This window comes from uncultured Moraxella sp. (assembly GCF_945873075.1).
GTDB lineage: Bacteria > Pseudomonadota > Gammaproteobacteria > Pseudomonadales > Moraxellaceae > Moraxella.
In genome coordinates this window covers 12307-37391 of sequence record NZ_CAMCBS010000018.1, presented here as the reverse complement: position 1 = coordinate 37391, position 25085 = coordinate 12307, and the positions used below count along the sequence as shown (strand labels likewise).

The window sequence follows — 25085 nt, the reverse complement described above, 5'->3', positions numbered from 1 at the left end:
TCAATGGCAAAGCTTTGATAAAGCTTGAATGCTGTTATTATACCAAGCCTAACACGGCTTTATCACACCACGCTCTGCCACACTGCCTGCTGATGAAAATCAGGCGGTACAGCGTGCTGATAAGCATAATAAATCGGCACAGTTTGACCATCAATCACAGGGTATAAAATCACGGTTGGATTTATCTTAAGCTGCGATACATCGATGCCTGTCGCAGTTTCGGTCATGTCAAAATTAGTCGCTTTAAAATTAACCGCTTGAAAATTAGCCGCTTCAAAACCAAAGCAGAATGCTACTTCATCTTGATGGACATAGCTTTGTACATCGCACGCATGACTTGTCACCGGTGGCATCACATCGGGCGTGCGATAGTCATCAAACTGATAGCTATTAAATTCACCTGCGGTATTGGCATTGATTTCTAGATAAGCAGGCTCATCCATATGACCGATAAAGCACTCAAAGCAATCTTGTTGCCACAAAAAATCCGCTCGGCGCATGAATAATCGCTTGGCAGATTCACCCAAGTCCGCCACCGCAAACACATCTTTGGTGTGGCAAGTTTTCTCTACCACAAAACTCACCTGCACCGCACCATCCACCACCGACACAGATGCCGTGATAGCGGGCGGCGATACCGCCTTGTCCAAATGCACAAAATCGCCATCAATGACAGCGATTAGGGGAAATGTACGCACCGTATCAATCGCACGATGTGCAAATAATGCTTGATGCCTATTCATCAGACAACCATCAAAAACCAAAACGGCTTAGGTTGGATAGTTTTGGATTTGGCTCAGGGTTGGCACGCAGTAGTAGCACCATGCGTCCGATGTGGTGAATCACTTCAGACTCGGTAGCAGCAGCGATGGCATTGGCGCACTCTTTGCGTTCATCGGCTGAACCTGCTGGGATTTTGATTTTGATAAGTTCGTGATCATGCAAGGCGCGTGCCACTTCTTCGATTAGGGTTGGGGTTAGACCATTTGCGCCGACGATGACGATTGGGCTAAGCTGATGACCGATGCCACGCAGGGCTTTGATGTCTTGCAGTTTTGATTTTTTGCTCATGAAAGTTCCAAATTTGCCGAATATTAAGGTGGCAGTGAGAAATAATTACGCTATTATAGCAGAATTTCACCAAATTTGCTGTCAATAATGGTAAACTAATTGATTGGTATTGATTTGATAAATTGTAGGTAATTTACCCCCAATGGCAACTCGCATTAAAAACAAAAAACTCTCCAAATCCAGTCGCAGTTGGATGAAAGAACATTTGGATGATTTTTATGTCCAAAAAGCATGGAAAGAAGGCTATCGTGCCCGTGCCGCCTATAAACTGCTTGAGATTAACGAAAAAACCAATCTCATCAAAAAAGGCATGACCGTCGTCGATCTTGGCTCTGCGCCGGGCAGTTGGTCACAGGTGGCAGGTCAGCTTGTCGGTGATAACGGTGTGCTGATTGCATCGGATATTTTGCCGATGGATACGCTTGAGAATGTCACCTTTATCCAAGGTGATTTTCGTGAAGAAGCGGTATTTAACCAAATCATGGACGAAGTCGGCGGTCGCAAAGTCGATGTGGTGCTGTCTGATATGGCGCCGAACACATCAGGCATGGCAGCGGTCGATCAGCCACGCATGATGTATCTGTGTGAGCTGGCGGTGGATTTTGCCCTAAAGGTACTGCCAGAAGGTGGCGCACTCATTATGAAAGTTTTCCAAGGTGAAGGCTCTCAAGAATTGCGAGCCCAAATGCAAAAGCAATTTAGCAAAATTAAAAGCATCAAGCCTGCAGCATCACGCCCCCGCTCAAAAGAGATGTTTTGGGTAGCGATTAAGTAAATCAATCGCAGTCTTTGGCTTGAAAAACTGGCAAATAACCAATATATAGGTACAATTAAATTCGTATTCATAGCGTCAGATACAATGTGGCTTGACGCAATTTAACCTAGGATGAAAAGTTTGAGCGACATGGTAAAAAATACCTTATTGTGGCTGGTGATTATCGGTATTGTGGTTGCGATTTTTAGCAATCTTGATAATCGCAGTGCCGATGCTGACACCATGAATTATTCGGCATTTGTGACGGCAGTATCACAAGGCGAAATCAAAGATGTAAAAATTAACGGTGAAGAAATCACCGGCACCAAGGTCAATGGCAAAGAGTTTGAAACCATTCGCCCTGATGTGACCGACAACGAGCTGATGCCACTACTTCGTGAGCATAAGGTCGAAGTCGAAGGCACTGCCCCTGAGCGTCAAGGCGTCGGTATGCAGCTACTGATGGCGGCGTTTCCTATTCTGCTGATTGTCGGTCTGTTTTGGCTATTCATGCGTGGCATGGGTGGCGGTGCAGGCGGTGGCGGTATGGGCGGTCGCAACCCGATGAGCTTTGGTAAATCAAAAGCCAAAATGCTCTCCGAAGACCAAATCAAAGTCACCTTTGATGATGTCGCTGGCGTCGAAGAATCCAAGCAAGAAGTCGCTGAGATTGTTGATTTTCTAAAAGACCCAAGCAAATTTACCAAGCTTGGTGCAACCATTCCCCGTGGCGTACTGATGGTCGGCCCACCGGGTACTGGTAAGACGCTACTTGCCAAAGCCATCGCTGGTGAAGCCAAAGTGCCGTTTTTCTCGATTTCGGGCTCGGATTTTGTTGAAATGTTCGTCGGTGTCGGTGCATCTCGCGTCCGTGATATGTTTGACCAAGCCAAGAAAAACGCACCGTGCATTATCTTTATTGATGAGATTGATGCCGTCGGTCGTCATCGTGGCAGTGGCATGGGCGGCGGTCATGATGAACGTGAACAGACATTGAACCAGTTGCTTGTTGAGATGGACGGCTTTGAAGGTAATGACGGCGTCATCGTCATCGCTGCAACCAACCGTGTCGATGTCCTAGATAAAGCACTGCTTCGCCCGGGTCGTTTTGACCGTCAAGTATCTGTTGGCTTGCCTGATATCAAAGGCCGTGAGCAGATTTTGAATGTGCACCTTAAAAAACTACCATCCACCATCGGTGTCGATGTCAATGCCCTAGCTCGTGGCACGCCAGGATTTAGCGGTGCACAGCTTGCCAATCTAGTCAATGAAGCTGCGCTATTTGCCGCTCGTCGCAATAAGCCAAGTGTGGATATGAACGACTTTGAAGACGCCAAAGATAAGCTATACATGGGCCCTGAACGCAAATCGATGGTACTGCGTGAAGAAGAACGCCGTGCCACTGCTTATCATGAAGCAGGTCATGCCCTAGTCGCTGAGCTACTACCAGGTACCGACCCTGTACACAAGGTTACCATCATGCCACGCGGCTGGGCACTGGGTGTGACTTGGCAGCTGCCTGAGCAAGATCAGGTAAGTAATTATAAAGATAAGATGCTGAACGAAATCTCAATCTTGTTCGGCGGTCGTATCGCTGAAGAGATTTTTGTTGATCGCAAATCAACTGGCGCATCAAACGACTTTGAGCGTGCCACCAAGATGGCTCGTGCGATGGTTACTCGCTACGGTATGTCAGATGCGATGGGCGTGATGGTCTATGAAGCCGAAGAACATGGTGGTTATTTTGGTGGTAGCACTCGCACCATCTCAGAAGCCACTCAGCAAAAAGTCGATGACGAGATTCGTCATATCCTAGAAGCGCAGTATGATGTGGCGTACAAGCTGATTGATGAGAATCATGACAAGATGCACGCTATGGTGGATGCACTGATGAAGTGGGAAACCATCGACCGTGAGCAGTTCTTGCAAATCATGGCAGGCGAAGAGCCGCGAGAACCAAAAGAGTATCAGCATGAAGTGCCAAGTGTGACAAGCACACCAACCACCCCTGCTGATGACGAGTTGCCACCGCCGCTGCCTGCATAAAGCACAACAACAAAAATTGCCCAAGTATCTAGATTTAGCTTGGGCAATTTTTTATTCAGATTAACGATTAACTTGGCACTCTACCCAAACTGCCGTTTGACAAATTGCACCGTATTATCCTTAGCTTTTTTGATGGCAAGCTTACGGTTATGACCGAACATCAGACGGATTTGCCACAGCTTTTCTTGATACAGCGTCAGATAATTCATCGGCGTACGAGCATGGATAACACGCTTGGCAGCGAGCACCGCATCAGGCGAACGGCTACTGATATCAGCAATCAGCTGATTTGCCCTTGCCAAAGGCTCATCATCGATCATCGTCACAAGTCCATCATCAAGCGCCGTCTTGGCATCGATAATCTCAGCAGTCATCGCAAGCTTAGCAAGCTTGTCCTTAGCAATCAGACTTGCCGTATGCGTGATACCCATATCAGCCACCAAGCCCCATTTGGCTTCAAGTACCGAGAATCTTGCATCAGGATGGGCGATGCGAATATCTGCACCCAGTGCCAATTGCAGTCCGCCACCAACACAGACACCTTGAATCACAGCAATCACAGGCATCGGCAAGCTTTGCCAAATTAGGCAAACTTGCTGAAATTTGCTTGGCGTGGGTTTAATCAGCTGATAGGATGCGTTGAGCAGATTTTTAGAATTGTTTAAATCCGCCAAATCCAGCCCTGAACAAAAATCACCACCGCTACCGGTAATCATCACTGCCTTGAGCGTTTTGTTCTTTTTTAAGGTTTTGGCAAGATGAATCAGCTCATCCATCATCACAAAGCTTAGAGCGTTTTTCTTGTCAGGACGATTGAGCGTGATGGTCATCACATCTTGGCTGATGGCCGTGGTGATGGTTTGGTAAGTTGTCATTGTATATTCCTTTAATCTGTATTATCAATTGTGCTAATTTTAATTGATAATCATCATCTCATTAGCCACTTAGTATGCCAAGCCACGCCATCATAGCCAAGCCAAAAATCAGACCGCACAGTCATCATGCGCTTATCGATAGGCACGCAACACATCGAGCACTTCTTGGCGAATCATCTGTGCTGATGGCATTTTTTCGGCATGAAAGCGGATGATGGGAATGCCTGCACTGGCGAGCGCCTTGTCTTTTTTGGCATCTTGTTTTTGGCGAGCCTTGCTCTCATGTGTCCAATCATCGAGCTCAATGGCAGCCAGCACCGTCTGCAAGTCGTCATCAACCAGCACATAATCCACGCTTTGGCGACAGACACGATTGAACCAAAATTGGCGTTCGTCCGCCACATCTTCGGTCGGTTCAATCATTCGAGATAGCTGTACTTGCCCAAACAGATGAAATTCTGGCAATGCCATTTTTAATTTTTTATAAAATAACACTTCGCTATCAGTCATCAAAGGCATTGGCTCAAAGGGCCAGACAGGCATATCATCGCCTTTGATTTTCTTAGTTTTAGGGCGACATAGCCACAGGATAATCAGCACGGCGAGCAGTGCCAAACCGATTTGCCAAATACTCATAACTCACTCTCAAAAATAACAAAAAGCACGGCAAACACCGTGCTTTTGCGCAAATAGTTTGGGATTATTGAACTTGATGGATAAATGCACCGTTAGAATTGACACGGCCATCACCGTTAATCTTATTACGCAGTGCCTTTGCACCTTCGGCAGTCTTTTCGTTGCCGACGACGACACGCACGCCTTTGCTGGTATTGGTCGTGGTTACCTTATAGCCAGCAGCTTTGTACTGCTTGACCACGGCATCCACTTTGGCTTTGTCAGGGCTGATGGCAACTTGCACGGTATATCTACCTGACATTTGTGGATTTTGGGTGTTTTTTTCTGTATTTTTTGACTCAGACTTAGCGTCAGTCTTTTTTGCATCAGCTTTTTTTGGCTCAGTCTTTTTTTCTGTTTTTGGTGCAGTGGTGTTGGTGCTTGGTTTTTTTGCGCCCGCAGGAATAACTAATTTACGACCTTCTCGCAGCATATCAGACTGGCTCATGCCATTCGCCGCCGCCAAAGCTTGTGCAGAGATGCCATGACGATTGGCGATACCTGTTAAGGTTTCACCAGACTGTACTGTATAGCTACTCTGTTTGGTGGTGGCTTGCTTGGTGGTTTCTGCTTTTTTTGCTTGGTCAGCTTTGGTTTGTTCAGCTTTTTTGGCAGCCTCTGCCTTTTTAGCTGCTTCTGCTTTTTTGGCAGCATCAAGCTTAGCCTGCTCCGCCTTTTGAGCATCGGTCGCTACAGGCTTGGTTTGCTCGGCTTTTTTGGCAGCTTCGGCAGCTAGCTTAGCTTCTTCGGCCTTGCGAGCAGCTTCGATGGCTTCTGGGCGAGTCTGCACCGTCGGCGCTGCAATCAGCTCACTTTGGGCAGCAGTGGCGCTGTTAGTTGGGGCAGGTGCTGTCGTGCCGTTTAATTCTGCATTGGCTTTATTGATGGCATTTTGACGGGCTTTTTCTTGCTCAGCAAGTAACTGTTCGGTGTGTTTTTGCAGTTGTTCGGTGTGTGCTTCACGCTCTTTTTGCTTTTGGGTAAGTAGCTTTTCTTCGGTCGCCACGTCAGCGGTCAATGGCTGCACGACAGGTTTGGCAACTTGACTGGTTTTTTCTGTCTGCGCCGCAGATTGCGCATCAGGGGTTTGATTGGCATTTTTTGACATCGCAAAAAAAACCACGCTACCACCCAATAATAACACTGAACCCAAAAGCACTTGTTTTGAAACCATGTTATACCCCACCAAAATCAAAAATTTTTCAACAGCAAATTATTCGCCAAATTAACGCTTTAAAATAAACGGTTATGACATGCTTGTCAATGATCATCACGCCAAAATTTGCAAAAATCCGCAAAATAGACACAATTACTTACAAACCAAACCTACTACTAATACGGTCTGCCAAGTAGCGCCACCAAGCTCTCGCCAATGGTATGAAACGACCCAAACGCCACAATCAAATCCACAGCCGAGCTACTGTCAATCACCCCAAAAGTCGCCGCATCCAAATTCTCATACACCACCATGTCAATATCAGGCACACACGCCTGCATGATAGCGGTCAGCGTCTCGATATCCATCGCTCGCTCATGGCTGATGGCAGCGGTATGCCAGCTTGCAGATGGTAGCACGCCATCAGCTGTCGCCTGCTCGATTTGCTTAAGTACGGCAGACACATCCTTATCCCCAAGCATCGAGAATAAGAAATACAGCTTGGCATCAGGGTACTTGGCTAGGTGTTGTTGCCATGCCATCGTAAGCTGTTTTAATAAAAACTTAATACCATCTTCATTATGTGCAACATCAAAAATCCACTGACGCTGATTGATGACCCGTTGGTCAAATCGCCCTGCCAATACCACCTTGGATAAGCCATCAGCAATCTGCACCGTCGTAATCAGCAAATCACTTGCCAAAATCGCACTCACCGCATTGACTGCATTATGTAGTGATAGCTTTGGCACAGGCAGCCGTGCTGTCAGTGATGCACTGCTATAAATCCAGTCATCAGCACCAGTATCCGCACCTAGCGTATAAGCAAAATCCTTGCCAAACTGATACACTCGGGCATCGTGCGCCGCCGCAACCTTGTGCACACTATCAGGCATGACATCATCGCCCAAAATCACAGGGATACCATCACGGATGATGCCCGCTTTCTCTGCGCCGATTTTTTCGACATCATCACCGAGCCAATCGACATGGTCAATGCCAATATTGGTAATCACTGCCACATCAGGGTCGATGATATTGACCACATCCAAGCGTCCGCCCAGCCCAATCTCAAGCACCCAAACATCACAATCAGCCTGCTTAAACAACCAAAACGCCGCCAAAGTCGTCATCTCAAAAAATGACAATGACAAGCCCTCGTCAAGGCGTGCCGATTCGACCGCCTCAAATGCCTGTATCAACGCCTCATCGCTCGCCTCAACGCCATCAATACGCACTCGCTCGGTGAATGATACCAAGTGTGGGGATTGGTACAAAGCGGTCTTTAGCCCTGCACTTTGGCAAATGGCGGCAATAGTCGCTGTGGTTGAGCCTTTGCCATTCGTGCCTGCGACGGTAAAGACGGTCGGCGCTGTATCCAAATCCGCCTTTAGCACGCCCAATCGCTTGGCAACAGGTAGCACACGCTCTAGCCCCATATCAATGGCGGATACATGAATACTGCCCATATAGGCAAGCCATTGGCTTAAGTTTCTGTCTGTCATGTGAATTTTTCCAAAAATTTGGGCATATTGTAAACTTATCCTAGCCCAAACACAACAAAACACCCAAAACCATCGGTCTTGGGTGCTCTATCAGCCAAATTATGCAGCGGCTTTTGATAATTTTGCCAAAATGCGATGCGTGGTATCGACAAGCTGATGACGATGTACAACCATATCCACTGTGCCTTTTTCGAGCAAAAATTCAGCACGCTGGAACGGCTCATCCAACACTTCACGCACGGTCTGCTCAATCACTCGTTTACCAGCAAAACCAATCATCGCCTTAGGCTCAGCGATATGCACATCACCAAGCATGGCAAGGCTTGCTGTCACCCCGCCATAGACAGGATTGGTCAAGATAACCACATAAGGCACGGCTGCCAATCTTAGACGCTCAATCGCTGCACTGGTGCGAGCCATCTGCATCAGTGACAATAGACCTTCTTGCATACGAGCACCGCCTGATGCAGCAAAGCAAACCAATGGCTTACGCTCTGCTAAGGCTTTTTCGGCAGCAAGTACAAAGCGGTCGCCCACCACCGAGCCCATCGAACCACCCATAAAGCGAAAATCAAAGGCACACGCAATGACATCCAAATTCTTAAGCTTACCTGTCATCACCACCAAGCCTTCGGACTCACCTGTCTTGGTTTGCGCTTCTTTCATACGCTCAGGATACGGCTTAGAATCAACGAAATTCAGCGGATTACCTGTGGTGAACTCTTGACCAAGCTCAGCATCCACGCTATCAAAGAACCATTCTAGACGCTTACGAGCTGTCATCGTCAAATGATAGTCGCACTCAGGGCAGACATATTGGTTCAAAATCAGCGCCGTATTGGTCGTCAATGAATGGCACTCAGGACACTTAGTTGATGGCTCAGTCTCGACCGCTGTCAAGGTTGGCACGGTCGTTTGCTTAATGCCCGGTACGGCACGCTTTAGCCAGATGGTCGGCTCAGTTGCAGTTTCGCTTTGACTCATGTGATTTTCCTTTTACTATACTTGTCAAATTGGCATTCGCCAATGATTGGCATATAGTTTACACTTGTAAATCGATTTTGGCAAAGTGATTTTGAAAAAGATGGCAAATTTTTGAGTAAATTTGCAAAAATTGTACGATTTGCCATCATGCCGACATTCATACAGAATCAAAATTCAGTAAATCCAAGCGATAAGCATTTTCACGAAAATGTTTCACGGTCAAAATCAGCACTTGGGCGTTTGGTTCATCATGCCAAAACAGATAGCTATATCCGCCTTTGCCATAGGACACCATCACTTCACGCACATGATCAAGCGTTTCGCCATCAATCGACAATTGATAAGCCTTACCATGGTTGGGTTTATTTTGTACGATTACAAAAGAATCTTTGAGCAGTTGCATGACAGTGACCGCTTGTCTGGTCGCCCCCAAATCGCTCAAAAATTCATAAATCCGCGCCAAATCTGCCTGCGCAAGCCTTGAGATGACAAGCGTTACTTGTGACATTTTGGGATTTCCTTGACATCGTCCATCTCAAGACTTGCCACCCAATCCATAAACTCATTGAGCGTGATGTGCAGACCCGTCTCTTGATAATCTCGATACGCCTGCATTGCCCGTCTGTCATAGGCTTGCTTGGCTTTTAGGTGCTCAATATGACTATCCACCGCATCAAGCACCAAACTGTGCACACTCCCACCCATTTCGGTGGCAAGTTCTTGCAAAATTGATTTGCGGTAGCCGAGTTTGACACTGGTTACCTCTTGAGTATCACGCATGACACACCCCTTGATGTTTGATGATTGGTTTGATTATAGTAACACCAAAGTATTACCAAATCAAACACTCAGCACGACACTACACTTCTGCCAATGCCGATTTTAGCTCATCCATCTTGGCAAGTAGCTTATCAATCGCAGCTGCCACCGCTTGACTGTCTGATGCGTCGATATCGGCAAAGTTTTTTACCAGCTCACTACCGACAATCACGCCATCTGCCACCGCACCGAGTGCCTTAGCCGATGCGCCATCACGGATGCCAAAGCCCACGCAGACAGGGATGTCGGTTTCGACTTTGATTTTTTGGACTTGCTCACTGACCGCTGCCACATCCAGACTTGCCGAGCCTGTAACGCCTTTTAATGACACATAATAAATAAATCCACTACACTCTGCGATGACTTTGGCACGGCGAGCCGGTTCGGTAGTTGGGGATAATAGGAAAATTTGGTTCATCGGATTGTCGGTGCGTGCGGTGAGCTTCTTTGGGAAATCGCCCGCTTCTTTTGGTGGCAAATCCACCATCAAAATTGCATCCACACCAGCATCAGCGCACATATCGCTAAAGGCATCATAGCCAATAATCTCAACAGGATTCAGATAGCCCATCACCAGCACAGGCGTCGTGGTATTGGTCTTGCGAAATTCTCGCACCATCTCGATGGCATCACGAGTGCTTGTGCCTGCCGCCAAAGCTCGCTCAGCAGCGTGTGCAATCACAGGTCCATCCGCCATTGGGTCGCTAAACGGCAAGCCAACTTCGATGATGTCCGCCCCATGCTCAACAAGCTTATGCATCAACTCCACCGTCACCGCAGGATATGGGTCGCCTGCCATGATGTAGGGAATTAGGGCTTTTTTGTTTTGGGCTTTGAGTGTGTCAAAGGTTGTTTCGATACGGGTTTTCATTATTATTCCAATTTAATCTATTTTAATAGTAAAGCTTTTCAATCCACATCAATCCCATCAACTTTCATCACCGTGTGCAAATCTTTATCGCCACGGCCTGACATATTGATGATGATGGATTTATCAGAGCTCATCGTTGCGGCAAGCTTCATGCCATACGCCACAGCGTGCGAGCTTTCGAGTGCAGGGATAATACCTTCTTTACGAGTCACTTCACGAAATGCGTGCAGGGCTTCTTCGTCGGTAGCGCCGACATAGTTCACACGGTTCATGTCTTTTAGGAAACTATGCTCAGGCCCAACCCCGGGATAATCCAGTCCTGCCGAAATAGAGTGCGTGCCTAGGATTTGCCCTTCGTCATCGCACATCAGATAAGTGCGATTGCCATGCAATACACCGATGCGACCTGCTTGTAGCGGGGCTGCATGATGCGGTGTATCGATGCCTAAGCCATTAGCTTCGACGCCATACATCGCGACTTCAGTGTCATTTAAGAAATCATAAAACAAACCGATGGCATTACTACCACCGCCGACGCACGCCACGAGCGCATCAGGCAGTTTGCCAGTTTTTTCAAGATGCTGTACTCGTGCTTCACGGCCGATAATCGCCTGAAAATCACGCACCAGTAGCGGATATGGATGCGGCCCTGCGACCGTACCAATGATGTAATATGTGCTATCGACATTGGCGACCCAGTCACGCATCGCTTCATTCATCGCATCTTTGAGTGTGCGAGAGCCACTCGTGACTGGCACGACCGTCGCGCCGAGCAGACGCATACGATAGACATTCATCTTTTGGCGTTCGACATCATCAGCGCCCATATAGACGATACACTCAAGTCCCAATCGTGCTGCAATCGTCGCCGTCGCTACGCCATGCTGACCTGCGCCTGTCTCGGCGATGATGCGTTTTTTGCCACTCATCTTGGCAAGTAGCGCCTGCCCGATGGTGTTATTGACCTTGTGTGCGCCTGTGTGGTTCAAATCTTCACGCTTAAAATAAATCTGCGCCCCACCAATCTCATCCGACAGACGGCGAGCATGATACAGCGGTGTCGGACGACCCACATAATCGGTCAAATCCGCCATAAACTGCGCCCAAAACTCAGGGTTGGCTTTGGCCTTATTGTACAATGTTTCAAGCTCTTCTAGGGCTTTCATCAAGGTCTCAGACACAAAGCGACCGCCATGCACCCCAAAATGCCCGTCCACATCAGGATAATTATTATAATTCACTACATCTGTCATTACATTTGCCTTATCGTTAGAAAAATTTAAATATCTCGAGCCACTGCCAAGCCTGCATAGGTCTGCGCTGTTGGCATCAGTTCAATCGAATTGATATTCACATGCCATGGCTGTGACACCACCCATTGTACGGTGTTGCTGATGTCTTTGGCGGTCAAAAATTCCACGCCTGTATAAACGGCTGCCACCTTATCATCATCACCTTTAAAGCGAACATTGCTAAACTCTGTGCCACCGCACATCCCCGGCTCGATATTGGTCACTCGCACTCGTGTACCAATCAAATCTGCTCGCAGATTATTGCTAAATTGCTTAACAAATGCTTTGGTCGCACCATAGACATTCGCGCCAAAATACGGATGATTGCCTGCGGTTGAGCCAATATTAATCACCGTGCCGGCATTATTCGCCACCATAAACGGTAGCACAAGCTGCGTCACCGTCACAAGCCCTTTGACATTGACATCAATCATCGTCTGCCAATCACCCAAATCCGCTCGCTGTGCAGGCTCAAGCCCCAAGGCAAGCCCTGCGTTATTGATAAGCACATCAATGCTCGCCAAATCAATCGCTGATAAACTCGCCTGCACCGCATCAGCATCCGACACATCAAAGCACAATGGCACAAATCGCTCGCCAAGTGCATCACGCAGGGCGTTTAGCTTATCCATGCGTCTGCCTGTGCCATAGACGGTATGCCCTGCCGCTACAAAATCACGGGCAATCTGTTCGCCAAATCCTGCCGTCGCCCCTGTTACGATGATGTTCATGATTTATTCCTTTTTATTTGGATAAAATAAATTTAACAAACCAAAGTTCATTGTACCGACAAAATCAACTTTTAGCAATTTATCGGACATTTTTTTCTTATGCCATTTGCTACTAGTTACCACAAGCATAACGCATAAACGCCGCCATCATATCCGCATCTTTAATACCCTTATCAGACTCGATGCCACCGCTGACATCAAGCGCATAGATGGGCAGATTTGCCGTCATGGCGACATTATCTGGTGTCAACCCCCCTGCCAAAATAATCGGCAAAGGCGAATCAGCAGGAATTAGCAACCAGTCAAATCGCTCGCCCGTACCGCCAAATTTATCGGCATGATAGGCATCGAGTAGAATCGAGCTTGCCCCTGCCGTCTGATACTCCGCAATCAGTGATGTGATGCTCGCAGGCGTATGGCGTGTGGCATCGATACGCAGTGCCTTTATCCAGCGTTTATTGATAAGCTTGGCTTGTCGTCTGCACTCATCGGGCGACTCATCACCATGAAACTGAATGACATCAAACACCACCGACTTGGCAATCTTAACAAGCTCATCATCACTGATATTCACCACGAGTGCAACCGTGCTAACAAAGGCAGGAATATGCACCACAAGCTGACTTGCCTGCTCGACACTCACCGCTCTAGGGCTTGGCGGATAAAAGACCAAGCCAATGGCATCCACGCCAAGCGCCACCGCTTGCTGGATATCTTCGCTACGGGTCAGCCCGCAGTATTTGATTTTTTTCATAAATTTTACTTAGGTTTATCTTATAAATAAATTAGAAATACCAACTCAACTTAGCACGGTTGATGGCTGATTACTCATGGTTTGGCGACAAGCTGACACGCCCCTGTGCCTTGTGTCGTGACTTCAACCACACTGCCTGTCAGCATAAATAAGCCCTTGATTTGTTCGGCGGCACTTGTCATCGCAAGATTTAGCACATCACCTTGACAGGCTTTGGCGAGCACTTCGGCTTTGGCATCAGCCTGCACTTGGGCGAATAGCTTGGGGTCGCCCGCCACCGTGCCAAATAGCCCTGTTTGCCAATCATAGACTTCGATGTCATCCAAAAACACTTCAAACACCTGTGATGGTGGCAGCGTGATATGCACCACATCCACCGACTCGCCCTTGTCATTCTTGGTTTGGCTAAGCTGCACCATCTCGGCGCTGATACCGCTCAAATCCACACCTGCCAGCACTCGCCCTTTGATGATAAATAGCCCTTTTTGCTTATCCTGCCACAGATTTTGCCAAGTGCCTGCCTTGTCCGCCGTCACGATGGTATCGACGCTATAAGTGACCGTCTGTAAGCGTGACAGCGTCTGGATTTCGGTGACGATGCCGTCTTTGGTAATGGTGCTGACATAGTTGTCCGATTTATTCATCAGCCAAAAGCCTGCCATCGCAAGCACTGCCACCAAGACCATCGCAAGCACCACAGAAAATAGCGCATTGCCCGCTTGTCTGTTTTGGGAAATTTTCATCAGCATTCACCCAATCAATCGTTTAAGATTAAAATACCACAAAAGCCTGACAAATTGTGTAAAAATTGCGGAAATTTAGTTGCATAAATGGCATTTTTTGCCGTAAGATAGACAGGTTATCTTTTGTAAATTTTATTATTTACCATATTTACTAATTATCATTAGATTTTATAAGGTTAGCCATGAAAGCCAGTCAATTTTTATTCGCCACATTAAAAGAAACGCCAAACGATGCCGACATCGTCTCAAGTCAGCTGATGGTGCGTGCCGGTCTGATTCGTAAGCTTGCATCAGGTCTGTATGTATGGATGCCGATGGGTCTAAGAGTGCTTAAGCGTGTGGAGCGTATCGTGCGTGAAGAGATGGATGGCATCGGTAGCCAAGAGCTACTCATGACCGTCACTCAGCCGGGTGAGCTGTGGCATGAGTCTGGCCGCTGGGAAGATTATGGCGCAGAGCTCTTACGCTTTAAGGACCGTCATCAGCGTGATTTTGTGCTTGGCCCGACGCACGAAGAAGTCATCACCGACATCGCTCGCAATGAGCTTAAGAGCTACAAACAGCTACCGGTTACTTTTTATCAAGTACAGACCAAATTCCGTGACGAGATTCGCCCACGCTTTGGGGTGATGCGCGCTCGTGAATTTACCATGAAAGATGCGTATTCTTTCCACATTGACAAAGAATCGCTTGCCCAAACTTATCAAGATATGTACGATGCCTATAGCCGTGTGTTTAGCCGTCTTGGGCTAAATTTCCGTGCAGTACAGGCAGATACAGGCTCTATCGGTGGCTTTGCATCGCATGAGTTTCATGTGCTAGCAGACAGTGGCGAAGATGATATCGCATTCTCAAGCGAATCCGACTACGCTGCCAATGTCGAGCTTGCCGAAGCCATCTGCACCGATGTCCGCCAAGCACCAAGCCAAGCACGCCAAGATGTCGATACGCCAAATATGCCAACTTGTGAAGCAGTAGCAGAGCATCTGGGCATCGCACTGACTCAGACGGTCAAAACCCTGATTGTCAAAGGTGCGTATAGCGAAGACAACCCTGATGCACCAAAACTTGTGGCACTCGTGCTGCGTGGCGATCACACATTGAACGAAATCAAAGCCGAAAAAATCGCCGCCGTCCATGCACCGCTGACGATGGCGACCGAAGAAGAGATCAAAGCCGCAGGTCTGATCAAAGGCTACATCAGCGTGGATCTCACCATCCCTGTCTATGTCGATCGTGCCGCCGCTGCCCTATCTGATTTCGTCAGTGGCGCAAATGTCGAGCACAAGCACACCACTGGCATGAACTGGGAGCGTGACGCTGCCATCACCGAAGTCGTCGATATCCGCAATGTCGTCGATGGCGATCCATCACCAGATGGCAAAGGCGTGCTATCGATCAAGCGCGGTATCGAAGTGGGTCACATTTTCCAATTGGGTGATAAATACTCAAAAGCCCTAAACTGCTCAGTACTGGGCAAAGAAGGCAAACCTGTTACCTTGATGATGGGCTGTTATGGCATTGGCGTCAGTCGTATCATCGCCGCCGCCATCGAACAAAACCATGATGACAATGGTATCATCTGGGCAGAGCCACAGGACAAGGCTGACAGCATCGCACCGTTTTATGTCGCTATCGTACCGATGAAATCAAAAGACGGCGTCGCCGAACAAAAAGCCGAAGAGCTGTACCAAACGCTCAAATCTCGTGGTATCAATGTACTGCTAGATGACCGTGATGAGCGTCCAGGGGTGAAATTTGCTGACCTTGAGCTTATCGGTATCCCGCATCGTATCGTCGTCTCAGAGCGCAATCTTGCCGAAGGCAAATACGAATATGTCAATCGTGCCAATGGCGAAAAAGTCATGCTAGACCTTGAAGAAGTCTTGGCAAAATTCTAATCGCTAAGTCTGTTTGGGTAAAACCCCATCAATCACGCCCCAAAAGCTGGACTCAACTGCCAGCCTTTGGGGTGTTTTTTTGGTACAATATTTATTGGTTTTTTTATGGTGCGTGGTACACGCCCGATTGGGTTGGCTTCCCAACCAAACAAATAACCAATCGTGTGACTGGTTATTTGTTTGGTGAGAAAACAATCTATCAAATAAGTGAACTGATTGATTATTTTTGAGCTTTAAAATTCTTAAATCCTACAAATGCAATGTAGCCTGATAACAAAACAGAGATATAAAAACCAAATCCATAGCTTATTTTCAACTCAAAACCTCGCATTCCAAACTGTCCCATCAATTGAGAAAGCTGCTTTGTTTGAGCAGCAAAGTCTGCAACACCGCTCTTAATCATGATTGAAATCAAAAGAATATACGCCAATGGGATAAAGTACAAGAACCAACCTTTAGTGTCTTGAATGAAATTCTTACCAAAAGGTGCTAATACAGCAACAATGAATAAAAATCCATAAAAACCCCCAAGTGCCATAAATGGGGCTCCGTGTGTGCCACCATAAGGAATGGTAACTGAGAAGAATTTAAAAACAAAAGCTGATACAATTAAAGCGGCAATACACCCCATTACAGGCTTACTCATGCCACTAGTCGCCACATTTAGAAAATTTTTGCCATTTTGTGTAGCTGTTGCAAAAGCCTGGTCTGCTTTTTGCTTGGCAACATCCACATTATCAACCAAAGTGACGCTTTTTACATCACCATCATCATCCAAAAGCACCTCAACCACAGCACCAATAACAGGCGGCTCTCCAGATTTCCAATGCTTCTCCAAGCTAAAAGTCTTTTGCACACCATCAACAAAAATGATGCCATCGCCATTAGCAGTATCTCTCAGAATCTTACCTTGCATATTCAAACCTCAATAAACTCACTGAAAATATTATTATAAAATAACATTACAATTAAAATCAAGGATTGTATTCAGATTTATTTAAAAGAGAAATCCCCCCCTTGCTCAACCAAGAATATCTTATTGACGCACCAAACGCCCGATATTTGGCACGGGATGATTCAGCACACGCACAGGATTGATGTCAATCCCACCACGACGAGTGTAGTTGGCTTGTACCATCAGACTTGTCGGTGCATAGACGGTCAATAGGTCAGCAAAAATCTGCTCGACACACTGCTCATGAAAGCCATTATGCTTACGAAAGCTCAGCACATAAGCCAACACCTTAGCATACTCTACCTGCTTGGTAGTCGTGATGAATACCGACAGCGTGCCCCAGTCTGGCTGATTGGTTACAGGGCAGTTTGAACGCAGTAAGTTGGTGTGAAATTGATAGGTCTGCATCACGCCATCCACCGCCACACCAAGTAGCGACGCATCCACATCATCAACCACAGCGACCATCTTACCGCCATCTAGCACGGTATCGATACACTCACCCATCGGGGTGACCACCGCAAAATCAGTACCATCTAGCGCACCAATCTCAACGATGACCTGCGCCCCCACGCACGCTGTCAAATCACGCTCAATGGTCTGCTTGACCGCCGCCACATCATCAAACTGGGTGAAATTCAGACTGTTTAGGTACAGCTTGAGCGACTTGGATTCGACGATATTTGGCGAATCAGCAGGGATATGAATACGAGCGATGGCGACTTTTGAGATGCCTTGTGGGTTTAGCCATGACAGCTCGAATGCCTGCCACACATCGACACCTGCCACCAGATGCTCTGCTGATACACCCGACTTCGCCAAAATCTCATCTCGCCCAAGCGTACGGCTAATGGCGAACAGCACACTGTTATCATAACTTTGGGGATAGCTAGTACTCTCGCCCAGTACACCGTGAATACTCATAATTATCTCTTAATCTTTATTAACTGGTTATCAAATATAATAAATATGCTCAATTAGCCGTCTGATTTATCCATCATTACAGGCGCAGTCTTGAGCCATTGGCAAGTAAGCGATACGACACCGCATACAGCACCACACAAAAGCCCAAAATCGCCACCAACGACCACCAAACATTAACATCAGAATAGCCCAAGATACCATAGCGAAAGGCATTAACCATATAGACGATAGGGTTTAGTAGCGATAAAGTCTGCCAAAATCCTGACAAATTTTCCAAAGAATAAAACACCCCGCCAAGATAAGTCAATGGCGTCAGTACAAAGCTTGGAATGATGGAAATATCATCAAACGAGCGAGCAAACACCGCATTAATCAGACCGCCCAGACTAAACAGCACCGATGTACCGACAATGGTCGTCAGCATCACACCCAAATGCGTGATACCAAGCTTGGTAAAAAACAGCGCCACAATGGTAACAATCAGCGCAATGGCAAGCCCACGAAACACACCGCCTGCCACATAACCGAACAAAATCGTATGCTTGGACACCGGCGAGACCAGCAGCTCTTCGATACTGCCTTGAAACTTCATACTAAAAAAGCTCGACACCACATTGGAATAGCTATTGGTAATCACCGCCATCATAATCAGACCTGGTACGATGAACTGCATATAGCTCACCCCACCCATCTCACCGACACGACTGCCAATCATCTGCCCAAAAATCACAAAATACAGCGTCATCGTGATGACAGGCGGTAATAGCGTCTGTGGCCAAATACGCAAAATACGCTTGATTTCTTTGATTAAAATGGTGGTGAATGCCACCCACTGCTTGCCAAAATTCATAAGATACTCTTGTTATTATTGTTAGTCATTGGAGAGTTTTTCGGTCAAGTTATTCTCAACCAAGCTCATAAACAGCTCTTCTAGGCGGTTGGATTTATTACGCATACTGGCAATCTGCACACCTTGGGTCGATAGCTGAGCAAAGACATCGTTTAGACTTTCGCCTTTTTTGAGCGTCACTTCAAGGCTATATTCATCGATTTGTTGGAATTTGACGACATTATCAAGTGTAATCTGACCATCGAACGGCTTGGCAAAATCCAAAATAAAGCTCTCAATATCAAGACTTGCCAACAGGCTCTTCATATCGGTATTGATGCGAATCTCGCCCTTATCTAGGATGGCGATGTGCTTGCACAGCTGTTCGGCTTCTTCAAGATAATGCGTGGTCAAAATGATGGTGGTCTGCTCTTCTTGGTTAATGTATTCCATAAATTCCCACATCGAACGGCGCAGCTCAATATCCACGCCTGCGGTCGGCTCATCCAAGATAAGCAGTCTTGGCTTATGCATCAAAGCCCGAGCAATCATCAATCGGCGCTTCATACCGCCTGAGAGCATACGGGCTTTGGTGTCTTTTTTGTCCCATAGACCGAGTGCCTTGAGCAGTTTTTCGGCACGGGGGCGAGCATCGCGGGCAGGGATGCCAAAATACCCTGCTTGATTAATCAGGATATCTTGGACATTTTCAAACTGCATAAAGTTAAACTCTTGGGGAACAACGCCCAAAAATTCTTTGGCTTTGGCAGGTTCTTTGAACAAATCCACCCCAAAAATCTCAACTGTACCCGCCGTCGGACGAAATAGGGAGCTGACGATACCGATGGTCGTGGATTTGCCTGCGCCATTTGGCCCAAGTAACGCAAAAAACCCGCCCTGTGGCACGGTCAAATCAATCCCCTTGAGTGCAGTAAAGCCGTTATTATAAGTCTTGGTCAGTCCGCTGATTTTGAGCGCAGGGACTTCGGTGGTCGTATTCATAATTTTCTCGAGCAATCAGTTGTGCTAACTAGATGATGGCTTGGGGTGATTTTTCAAGCAAAACAGCCATCATTCCCAAGATTTTGTCTAAGATTTTGGCAAACAAAAATCCCAAGCCACCCAAGAAGGTAGCTTAGGATTCTTCATCACTGTCTAAAAATCAGTCAGCTAATTAGCTTGATTGACCAATCATATAATCAACAGCGTTTTTGACTTCATCATCAGATAGATCTGGACTGCCACCACGAGCAGGCATTGAGTTAAAGCCGTTGATCGCATGGTTGTATAGAGTCTCTTTACCTTTGCCGATGCGTGGGCCCCAAGCACCTTTGTCGCCAACTTTTGGTGCGCCAATCAAACCAGCATCATGACATGATGAGCAGATGGCTTGGTATAGGACATCACCAGCACGAGCTTGACCTTCGACCGCAGGTGGTAGTGCCGTGATTTTGATATCACATTCTTCGCCATCAAAACACACTTTGCCAACAGGCTCAATGCGAGCAATTAGCTTAGGATATGCCGCCACCAATTTTGCCACTTGTGGCGAATCCTTCGGCGCTTCTTCAGCAGGCTTGGCAGGCGCAGGTGCCGCTGCATCTGCAGGCTGAGCGTCTGTCGCTGCTGCATCAGCAGGGGCAGCAGCATCGGTTGCTGGTGCTTGTGCGTCTGTCGCAGGTGCTGCTTCAGTGGTTGCTGCCGCCGTTGCTTCGGCAGGCTTTGCAGCATTGTCTTGTGCTTGGGTTGCCATTGTTGAAACCGCCAACAATGTAGCAACAGATAACATAACCGCTTTTTTCATTGTCATCATCTCGTTTTATAGCCTTGAGCCATCGCTCTGGGTGTGTCAAACAGTGCATCAACATCGTGATTGTTGCCCTGTTCTAACGATACAAAATTTTCCCTACTATTATAAGGGAAAAAGCAGGTAAAATGCCATGTTTTTTATCAAATCTGTTAAAATTTAGCAAGATTTGTCAAAAATTGGCAGTATTTTGCGATTTTTATGATTAATTTTGGGCAAATGATGGCAATTTTTATAAAAACTTGCTAGAATTTGCCACCGATTCATCGCATTTGCACCTATAGCTCAGTTGGATAGAGTGTCAGCCTCCGAAGCTGAAGGTCGTGGGTTCGATTCCCGCTAGGTGCGCCATTTTTTATTGACACCCAATTTTATTAAATTGGGTGTTTTTTGTGGTTGATAAACACCATCACGCAGATGGGCAATTATCGATTGTTATTAATCTCAATGATTTCTACCCAATAGCCATCAGGGTCTTTGATAAAGGCGATGTCTTTCATACTGCCTTCTTCGGGGCGTTTCTTAAATTCTACACCATTGGCATCAAACCATGCCACCGCATCGGCAAGGTTTGGCACGCTAAAGCAAATATGCCCAAAACCTCTTGGGTCGCTATTACCATCATGATAGCTAAAGCTGTCATCATCTTCGGTGCCATAATTGTGCGTCAGCTCAAGAATACTGCGCTGGCGTGAGACGAAGTCTTTGAGCTCATCACCTGCTGGTAAGTTGTTGCGCTCATCGACGGTCAGCTTGGCAAGAAAATACAAATCAAACTTCGCATCAGGGAAGCTGCGATGCTTAAGCAAAGTCATGCCCAGCACACCAGTATAGAACTCAAGCGATTTGACAGGGTCTTTGACTCGTAGCATGGTATGGTTATAAATAAAGCCTTCGGACGCCACAGGAATATCCTTGACGCCATTGGCGGTTAGGGCATTGGTAGGTTGTTTAATTGTCATATTATCTCCTTGTGTTATACATTCAAACTTATGTTATGCGTTCAAAAATTTCACTCGGCCTGTCGCCACATCATATTCAGCACCGACGATGAGCAAATCCCCTGCATCCACCATATCCTCTAGGATGCGTGAGCCGTGACGAAGTTGTCCGACTGACATACGCACATTGGCACGGATTGAGCGGTCAATGAGCTCATCCATATCGACATCATCGCCCGATGCGGTGGCAATCTCATGCAGATTGAGCACGCTTGGACGGATGCGATCGACGATAGATTGTAAGTTTGGTGAATAATACTGTTCAGGATTGACAAGTGCTTCGATACAGGCTGTCACCGCACCACAATGTGAATGACCAAGCACCACCACAAGGCGTGTGCCAAATTTCTCAGCGGCAAATTCCACCGAGCCGATTTGGCTTGGGGCGACGACATTACCCGCCACACGGATGACGAACAAATCCCCCAAACCCTGATCAAAAATCAGCTCAACAGGCACTCGAGCATCCGAACAGCCTAGAATAATGGCGTTGGGCTTTTGTTCCTTGACCAAAGTTGGTGGCGGAATGCGAATATTCTCGGTACTGGCAAGATTTGCCACATAGCGCTCATTGCCTGCTTTGAGCATCTCAAGCACGGCATGCGCATCAGGTAGTGCTGTCATGTCATCACCTTATCAATAAGTTTCACCAGTATCGGCTGCTTTTGGCTCAGGTTTCGGTTCCGCTTTTGGCTCAGGCTTGGTCGCTGGCGCAACTGTCAGCGTCTTTGGTGCTTCTTGGGTAGACTCAGGCTTGGCAGTAGGTGCAGCTTCTTGGGCAGCTGCCTGCGGCTCAACTGTGCGTGTTACCTGCTCATTGACCGCTGGTGCATCTTGATTCAGCTGTGCACGAGCCTGTGCCATACGGTGTTCACGCTGACGCTGCTCTTCTTCTTGCGCTAGTCGCTCTTGGGATTTGCTAATACTGCGATTCACCAAATCTTCATCGGCACGAGTCGCAGCACGCACTGGAATCTCGCTCTTGGTGGCTTGAAGATTGATACGGCGTGGCTGATTGCTTGACATATCGCTAATAGAATCAGCACGCATATAGTTATCAATGATTTCTAAATAATCGCCTGCTTTTTTAGTTGTCAAGTTGATGGTATTCGGCAGGCCAAAGTCTGTCGCCTTCATCGCAGCATCTGCTTCTGCTGCGGTGGCAAACTGTCCATAAGTTAGCACATAATGCGGCTTTTTATTGTCATCCAAATAACGGAAATAAGCGAATTTTTTGCGATCTGCTTGACCATCAAGATAATCAACAATCACTTGATTTTCAACCACATCCATCAGCTGAACGGTGTATTTATTGGCAATATTCTCAAAAAAGATTTTGTCACGAAATTCAGCAGGATAAGTACGCATATCACGCACCATCGTCGAAAAATCAATCGGCTTCACTTCTTTTTCTAGATCATGAAACTGATCAATGCGAGTCGGCAATGCCGTCTGTTCGACCGTCTCTTCAGGTGTGTCTTTTTTAATGATTTTCGGTGCTGTTGATGTAAGCCAAACTAACAGCCATGCTACAGCAGCGACACCTGCACCAATCAGCCAAAACTTGGATTGACGGCGAAAATATTTTGAGCTCATCGCTTGATTTTGCGACATAATCTTAACCTTGAGTGTATTACTATTAAATTATCAATGATTGGCTGACAGCACTGCTTCGAGCACCGCCAAATCAAAATCAGCCGTCACAAAGGCATCGCCAATGGCACGTAGTAGCACTAGGCGAATCTTGCCTTGTTGGACTTTTTTGTCATGACCCATCAAATCCAGTGCCTGATCCACAGCAATCACAGGTGGCACGGTCGGCAGATGGAACGCCTTTAGCACTCGCTCAATGCGTGACACATCATCAGCACCAATCAAGCCAAGTTTGGCTGACATCAATGCCGCCTGCATCATGCCTGCTGCTACCGCCTCGCCATGTAGCCATGCACCATAGCCTTGATGCGCCTCGATGACATGACCAAAGGTATGACCAAAATTCAGCAGCGCACGCTTGCCCGACTCTCGCTCATCAGCGGCAACCACTTGCGCCTTAAAATCACAACAGCGATAAACCATCTCGCCTAGGATTTTGCCATCTTTGGCATTGATGGCGTCAGCATGAGTCTCAAGCCAAGTCAAAAAGTCAGCATCCATAATTAAGGCATACTTAATCACTTCTGCCATACCTGCGGCAAATTCTCGCTCAGGCAAGCTCTTAAAAGTCGCCATATTAGCCAGCACGCATTGTGGCTGCCAAAATGCACCAATCATATTTTTGCCGCGTGTATGATTGATGCCTGTCTTGCCACCGACGCTAGAATCCACCTGCGCAAGCAAGGTCGTCGGCACTTGGATAAAGTTCACTCCACGCATAAAGCTTGCCGCAGCAAAGCCTGTCATATCGCCAATCACACCACCACCTAGGGCAATCAGCGTACAGTCACGGGCAAAATGATATTCAAGCAGTTTATCATAAATCGCATTGATACTGTCTTGACTTTTATAAGCTTCACCATCGGGCAGCACGCAGTCCACCACCGTAAAGCCTGCCGTCTCTAGCGACTGATGCAATGGCGCTAAATACAGTGGCGCCACCACATCATTACTGACAATCAGCACCTGATTACCCTTGATAAATGGGATAATCTGACTTGCTAAATCAGGTACGCCTTCACTGGCACAAATAAAAATCGGATAATCGTGGCTTTGGGTTTGGACTGTCAATGTAGCTGATGACATAATTTTTTCCTTGATACAGCACGCTTATTGGCAATATGGCACAATTTATGATTGGCGGATTTTGCCATTATAATTTTTTAATATTTCTAAAATATCGCTAATCATCTGCTTGGGATAAGCTCGCCCTGTCGGTACGATGATATCCGCCACTTCACGATATAGCGGATTGCGTTTTTGGTACAATTCTTCAAGCACAGCACGGGGATTGTCTGATTGTAACAGGGGGCGATTTTTGTCTTTTTTGGTGCGAGATAGCTGGGTATCGACACTGGCATCTAGATAGATAACCAAGCCTTTTTTGAGCAATTCACGATTTTCGGCACGGCCAACTGCGCCGCCACCCGTTGCCATCACGATGTTTGGCATCGCCGTCAAGTCCATCAAGGCACGGGTCTCACGATCTCGAAAGCCTGTCTCGCCCTCTTTTTCAAAAATCCACGGAATATCAGCACCCGTTTGATCGACGATATACCAATCGCAATCAATAAACTCACGCCCCAAATGCTTAGCAAGCAACTTGCCAATCGTCGTCTTGCCCGCCCCCATTGGGCCCACCAAGAAAATCGATGGCAAGCACTTTGCCAAAGCGGCGTTGGTTTTTTCGACAACCACTTCTTCGATGATTGCCGAGTCCTCTTCAAGCATAACACATC

27 protein-coding genes and 1 tRNA gene are annotated in these 25085 nt (G+C 47.1%); 4 read left to right on the top strand and 24 right to left on the bottom strand.

What is annotated here, in order from left to right:
• Positions 1-62 precede the first annotated feature (62 nt).
• Complete coding sequence (locus tag Q0N89_RS07235; protein WP_294034895.1) at positions 63-743, bottom strand: hypothetical protein; 681 nt, start codon at positions 741-743, stop codon at positions 63-65.
• Positions 744-753: 10 nt separating this feature from the next.
• Positions 754-1071 (bottom strand): YhbY family RNA-binding protein, encoded by a 318-nt coding sequence (locus tag Q0N89_RS07230; RefSeq protein WP_294034893.1) that lies wholly within the window; start codon positions 1069-1071, stop codon positions 754-756.
• Between the two features lie 142 nt (positions 1072-1213).
• Here Q0N89_RS07230 and Q0N89_RS07225 point away from each other — a divergent pair, with 142 nt between their 5' ends.
• Both Q0N89_RS07225 and ftsH read left to right on the top strand, forming a co-directional pair.
• Complete coding sequence (locus Q0N89_RS07225; protein WP_078254828.1) at positions 1214-1846, top strand: RlmE family RNA methyltransferase; 633 nt, start codon at positions 1214-1216, stop codon at positions 1844-1846.
• Between the two features lie 129 nt (positions 1847-1975).
• A complete protein-coding gene (gene ftsH / locus Q0N89_RS07220) occupies positions 1976-3871 on the top strand; it encodes an ATP-dependent zinc metalloprotease FtsH (RefSeq protein WP_294034909.1) in 1896 nt (631 codons plus the stop codon).
• Positions 3872-3951: 80 nt separating this feature from the next.
• Here the strand turns inward: ftsH and Q0N89_RS07215 are convergent, their stop codons facing one another.
• The 12 genes from Q0N89_RS07215 to Q0N89_RS07160 all read right to left on the bottom strand — a co-directional run bounded on the left by Q0N89_RS07215 (position 3952) and on the right by Q0N89_RS07160 (position 14276).
• Positions 3952-4746 (bottom strand): crotonase/enoyl-CoA hydratase family protein, encoded by a 795-nt coding sequence (locus tag Q0N89_RS07215; RefSeq protein ID WP_294034890.1) that lies wholly within the window; start codon positions 4744-4746, stop codon positions 3952-3954.
• A 132-nt stretch (positions 4747-4878) separates the two neighbouring features.
• The gene (locus tag Q0N89_RS07210; protein ID WP_294034888.1) at positions 4879-5382 is read right to left on the bottom strand and encodes a DUF2726 domain-containing protein; all 504 of its coding nucleotides are present in this window, start codon (positions 5380-5382) and stop codon (positions 4879-4881) included.
• A 64-nt stretch (positions 5383-5446) separates the two neighbouring features.
• Positions 5447-6595 carry a LysM peptidoglycan-binding domain-containing protein gene (locus Q0N89_RS07205; RefSeq protein ID WP_294034886.1) on the bottom strand — a complete coding sequence of 383 codons (1149 nt, stop codon included), beginning with the start codon at positions 6593-6595 and terminating at the stop codon, positions 5447-5449.
• 158 nt (positions 6596-6753) lie between these two features.
• A complete protein-coding gene (locus tag Q0N89_RS07200; protein WP_294034884.1) occupies positions 6754-8082 on the bottom strand; it encodes a folylpolyglutamate synthase/dihydrofolate synthase family protein in 1329 nt (442 codons plus the stop codon).
• A gap of 99 nt (positions 8083-8181) precedes the next feature.
• On the bottom strand, positions 8182-9066 hold the full coding sequence (accD, locus tag Q0N89_RS07195) for an acetyl-CoA carboxylase, carboxyltransferase subunit beta (RefSeq protein WP_294034881.1): 885 nt from the start codon (positions 9064-9066) through the stop codon (positions 8182-8184).
• A gap of 157 nt (positions 9067-9223) precedes the next feature.
• Complete coding sequence (locus tag Q0N89_RS07190) at positions 9224-9574, bottom strand: type II toxin-antitoxin system RelE/ParE family toxin (protein WP_294034879.1); 351 nt, start codon at positions 9572-9574, stop codon at positions 9224-9226.
• On the bottom strand, positions 9562-9846 hold the full coding sequence (locus Q0N89_RS07185; protein ID WP_294034877.1) for a hypothetical protein: 285 nt from the start codon (positions 9844-9846) through the stop codon (positions 9562-9564). The genes Q0N89_RS07190 and Q0N89_RS07185 overlap by 13 nt, the downstream gene beginning before the upstream one ends.
• 79 nt (positions 9847-9925) lie before the next feature.
• Positions 9926-10756 (bottom strand): tryptophan synthase subunit alpha, encoded by an 831-nt coding sequence (gene trpA / locus Q0N89_RS07180; protein ID WP_294034875.1) that lies wholly within the window; start codon positions 10754-10756, stop codon positions 9926-9928.
• A 38-nt stretch (positions 10757-10794) separates the two neighbouring features.
• A complete protein-coding gene (trpB, locus tag Q0N89_RS07175; protein ID WP_294034873.1) occupies positions 10795-12009 on the bottom strand; it encodes a tryptophan synthase subunit beta in 1215 nt (404 codons plus the stop codon).
• A gap of 26 nt (positions 12010-12035) precedes the next feature.
• Positions 12036-12779: an SDR family NAD(P)-dependent oxidoreductase gene (locus Q0N89_RS07170; RefSeq protein WP_294034871.1), complete on the bottom strand. Its 744-nt coding sequence runs from the start codon at positions 12777-12779 to the stop codon at positions 12036-12038.
• 112 nt (positions 12780-12891) lie between these two features.
• Positions 12892-13533 (bottom strand): phosphoribosylanthranilate isomerase, encoded by a 642-nt coding sequence (locus Q0N89_RS07165; protein ID WP_294034869.1) that lies wholly within the window; start codon positions 13531-13533, stop codon positions 12892-12894.
• Positions 13534-13607: 74 nt separating this feature from the next.
• Positions 13608-14276 (bottom strand): DUF4230 domain-containing protein, encoded by a 669-nt coding sequence (locus Q0N89_RS07160; protein WP_294034867.1) that lies wholly within the window; start codon positions 14274-14276, stop codon positions 13608-13610.
• A 182-nt stretch (positions 14277-14458) separates the two neighbouring features.
• Here Q0N89_RS07160 and Q0N89_RS07155 point away from each other — a divergent pair, with 182 nt between their 5' ends.
• Positions 14459-16177 (top strand): proline--tRNA ligase, encoded by a 1719-nt coding sequence (locus Q0N89_RS07155; protein ID WP_294034865.1) that lies wholly within the window; start codon positions 14459-14461, stop codon positions 16175-16177.
• 220 nt (positions 16178-16397) lie between these two features.
• Here the strand turns inward: Q0N89_RS07155 and Q0N89_RS07150 are convergent, their stop codons facing one another.
• The 5 genes from Q0N89_RS07150 to Q0N89_RS07130 form a co-directional block, all read right to left on the bottom strand.
• Positions 16398-17093, bottom strand: coding sequence for a hypothetical protein (locus Q0N89_RS07150; RefSeq protein WP_294034863.1), 696 nt, complete (start codon positions 17091-17093; stop codon positions 16398-16400).
• Between the two features lie 120 nt (positions 17094-17213).
• A complete protein-coding gene (gene queF / locus Q0N89_RS07145; RefSeq protein WP_294034861.1) occupies positions 17214-18056 on the bottom strand; it encodes an NADPH-dependent 7-cyano-7-deazaguanine reductase QueF in 843 nt (280 codons plus the stop codon).
• Positions 18057-18132: 76 nt separating this feature from the next.
• Positions 18133-18906 carry an ABC transporter permease gene (locus Q0N89_RS07140; RefSeq protein ID WP_078254811.1) on the bottom strand — a complete coding sequence of 258 codons (774 nt, stop codon included), beginning with the start codon at positions 18904-18906 and terminating at the stop codon, positions 18133-18135.
• A 21-nt stretch (positions 18907-18927) separates the two neighbouring features.
• The gene (locus Q0N89_RS07135; RefSeq protein WP_294034857.1) at positions 18928-19887 is read right to left on the bottom strand and encodes an ABC transporter ATP-binding protein; all 960 of its coding nucleotides are present in this window, start codon (positions 19885-19887) and stop codon (positions 18928-18930) included.
• A 172-nt stretch (positions 19888-20059) separates the two neighbouring features.
• The gene (locus Q0N89_RS07130) at positions 20060-20698 is read right to left on the bottom strand and encodes a cytochrome c5 family protein (protein WP_294034855.1); all 639 of its coding nucleotides are present in this window, start codon (positions 20696-20698) and stop codon (positions 20060-20062) included.
• 268 nt (positions 20699-20966) lie between these two features.
• Here Q0N89_RS07130 and Q0N89_RS07125 point away from each other — a divergent pair.
• Positions 20967-21043: transfer RNA gene (locus Q0N89_RS07125), tRNA-Arg, on the top strand.
• A gap of 74 nt (positions 21044-21117) precedes the next feature.
• On the opposite strand, the gene gloA is transcribed toward Q0N89_RS07125, so the two are convergent.
• The 5 genes from gloA to aroK are packed head-to-tail and all read right to left on the bottom strand — an operon-like array spanning position 21118 to position 25017.
• A complete protein-coding gene (gene gloA, locus Q0N89_RS07120) occupies positions 21118-21654 on the bottom strand; it encodes a lactoylglutathione lyase (protein ID WP_294034853.1) in 537 nt (178 codons plus the stop codon).
• A 33-nt stretch (positions 21655-21687) separates the two neighbouring features.
• The gene (locus Q0N89_RS07115) at positions 21688-22317 is read right to left on the bottom strand and encodes a carbonic anhydrase (protein WP_294034851.1); all 630 of its coding nucleotides are present in this window, start codon (positions 22315-22317) and stop codon (positions 21688-21690) included.
• A 12-nt stretch (positions 22318-22329) separates the two neighbouring features.
• Entirely contained in the window at positions 22330-23307 is a 978-nt protein-coding gene (locus tag Q0N89_RS07110) for a hypothetical protein (protein ID WP_294034849.1), read from the bottom strand.
• Positions 23308-23340: 33 nt separating this feature from the next.
• Entirely contained in the window at positions 23341-24432 is a 1092-nt protein-coding gene (gene aroB / locus Q0N89_RS07105) for a 3-dehydroquinate synthase (protein ID WP_294034833.1), read from the bottom strand.
• 45 nt (positions 24433-24477) lie between these two features.
• Positions 24478-25017, bottom strand: coding sequence for a shikimate kinase AroK (gene aroK, locus Q0N89_RS07100; RefSeq protein WP_294034907.1), 540 nt, complete (start codon positions 25015-25017; stop codon positions 24478-24480).
• Positions 25018-25085: the final 68 nt, after the last annotated feature.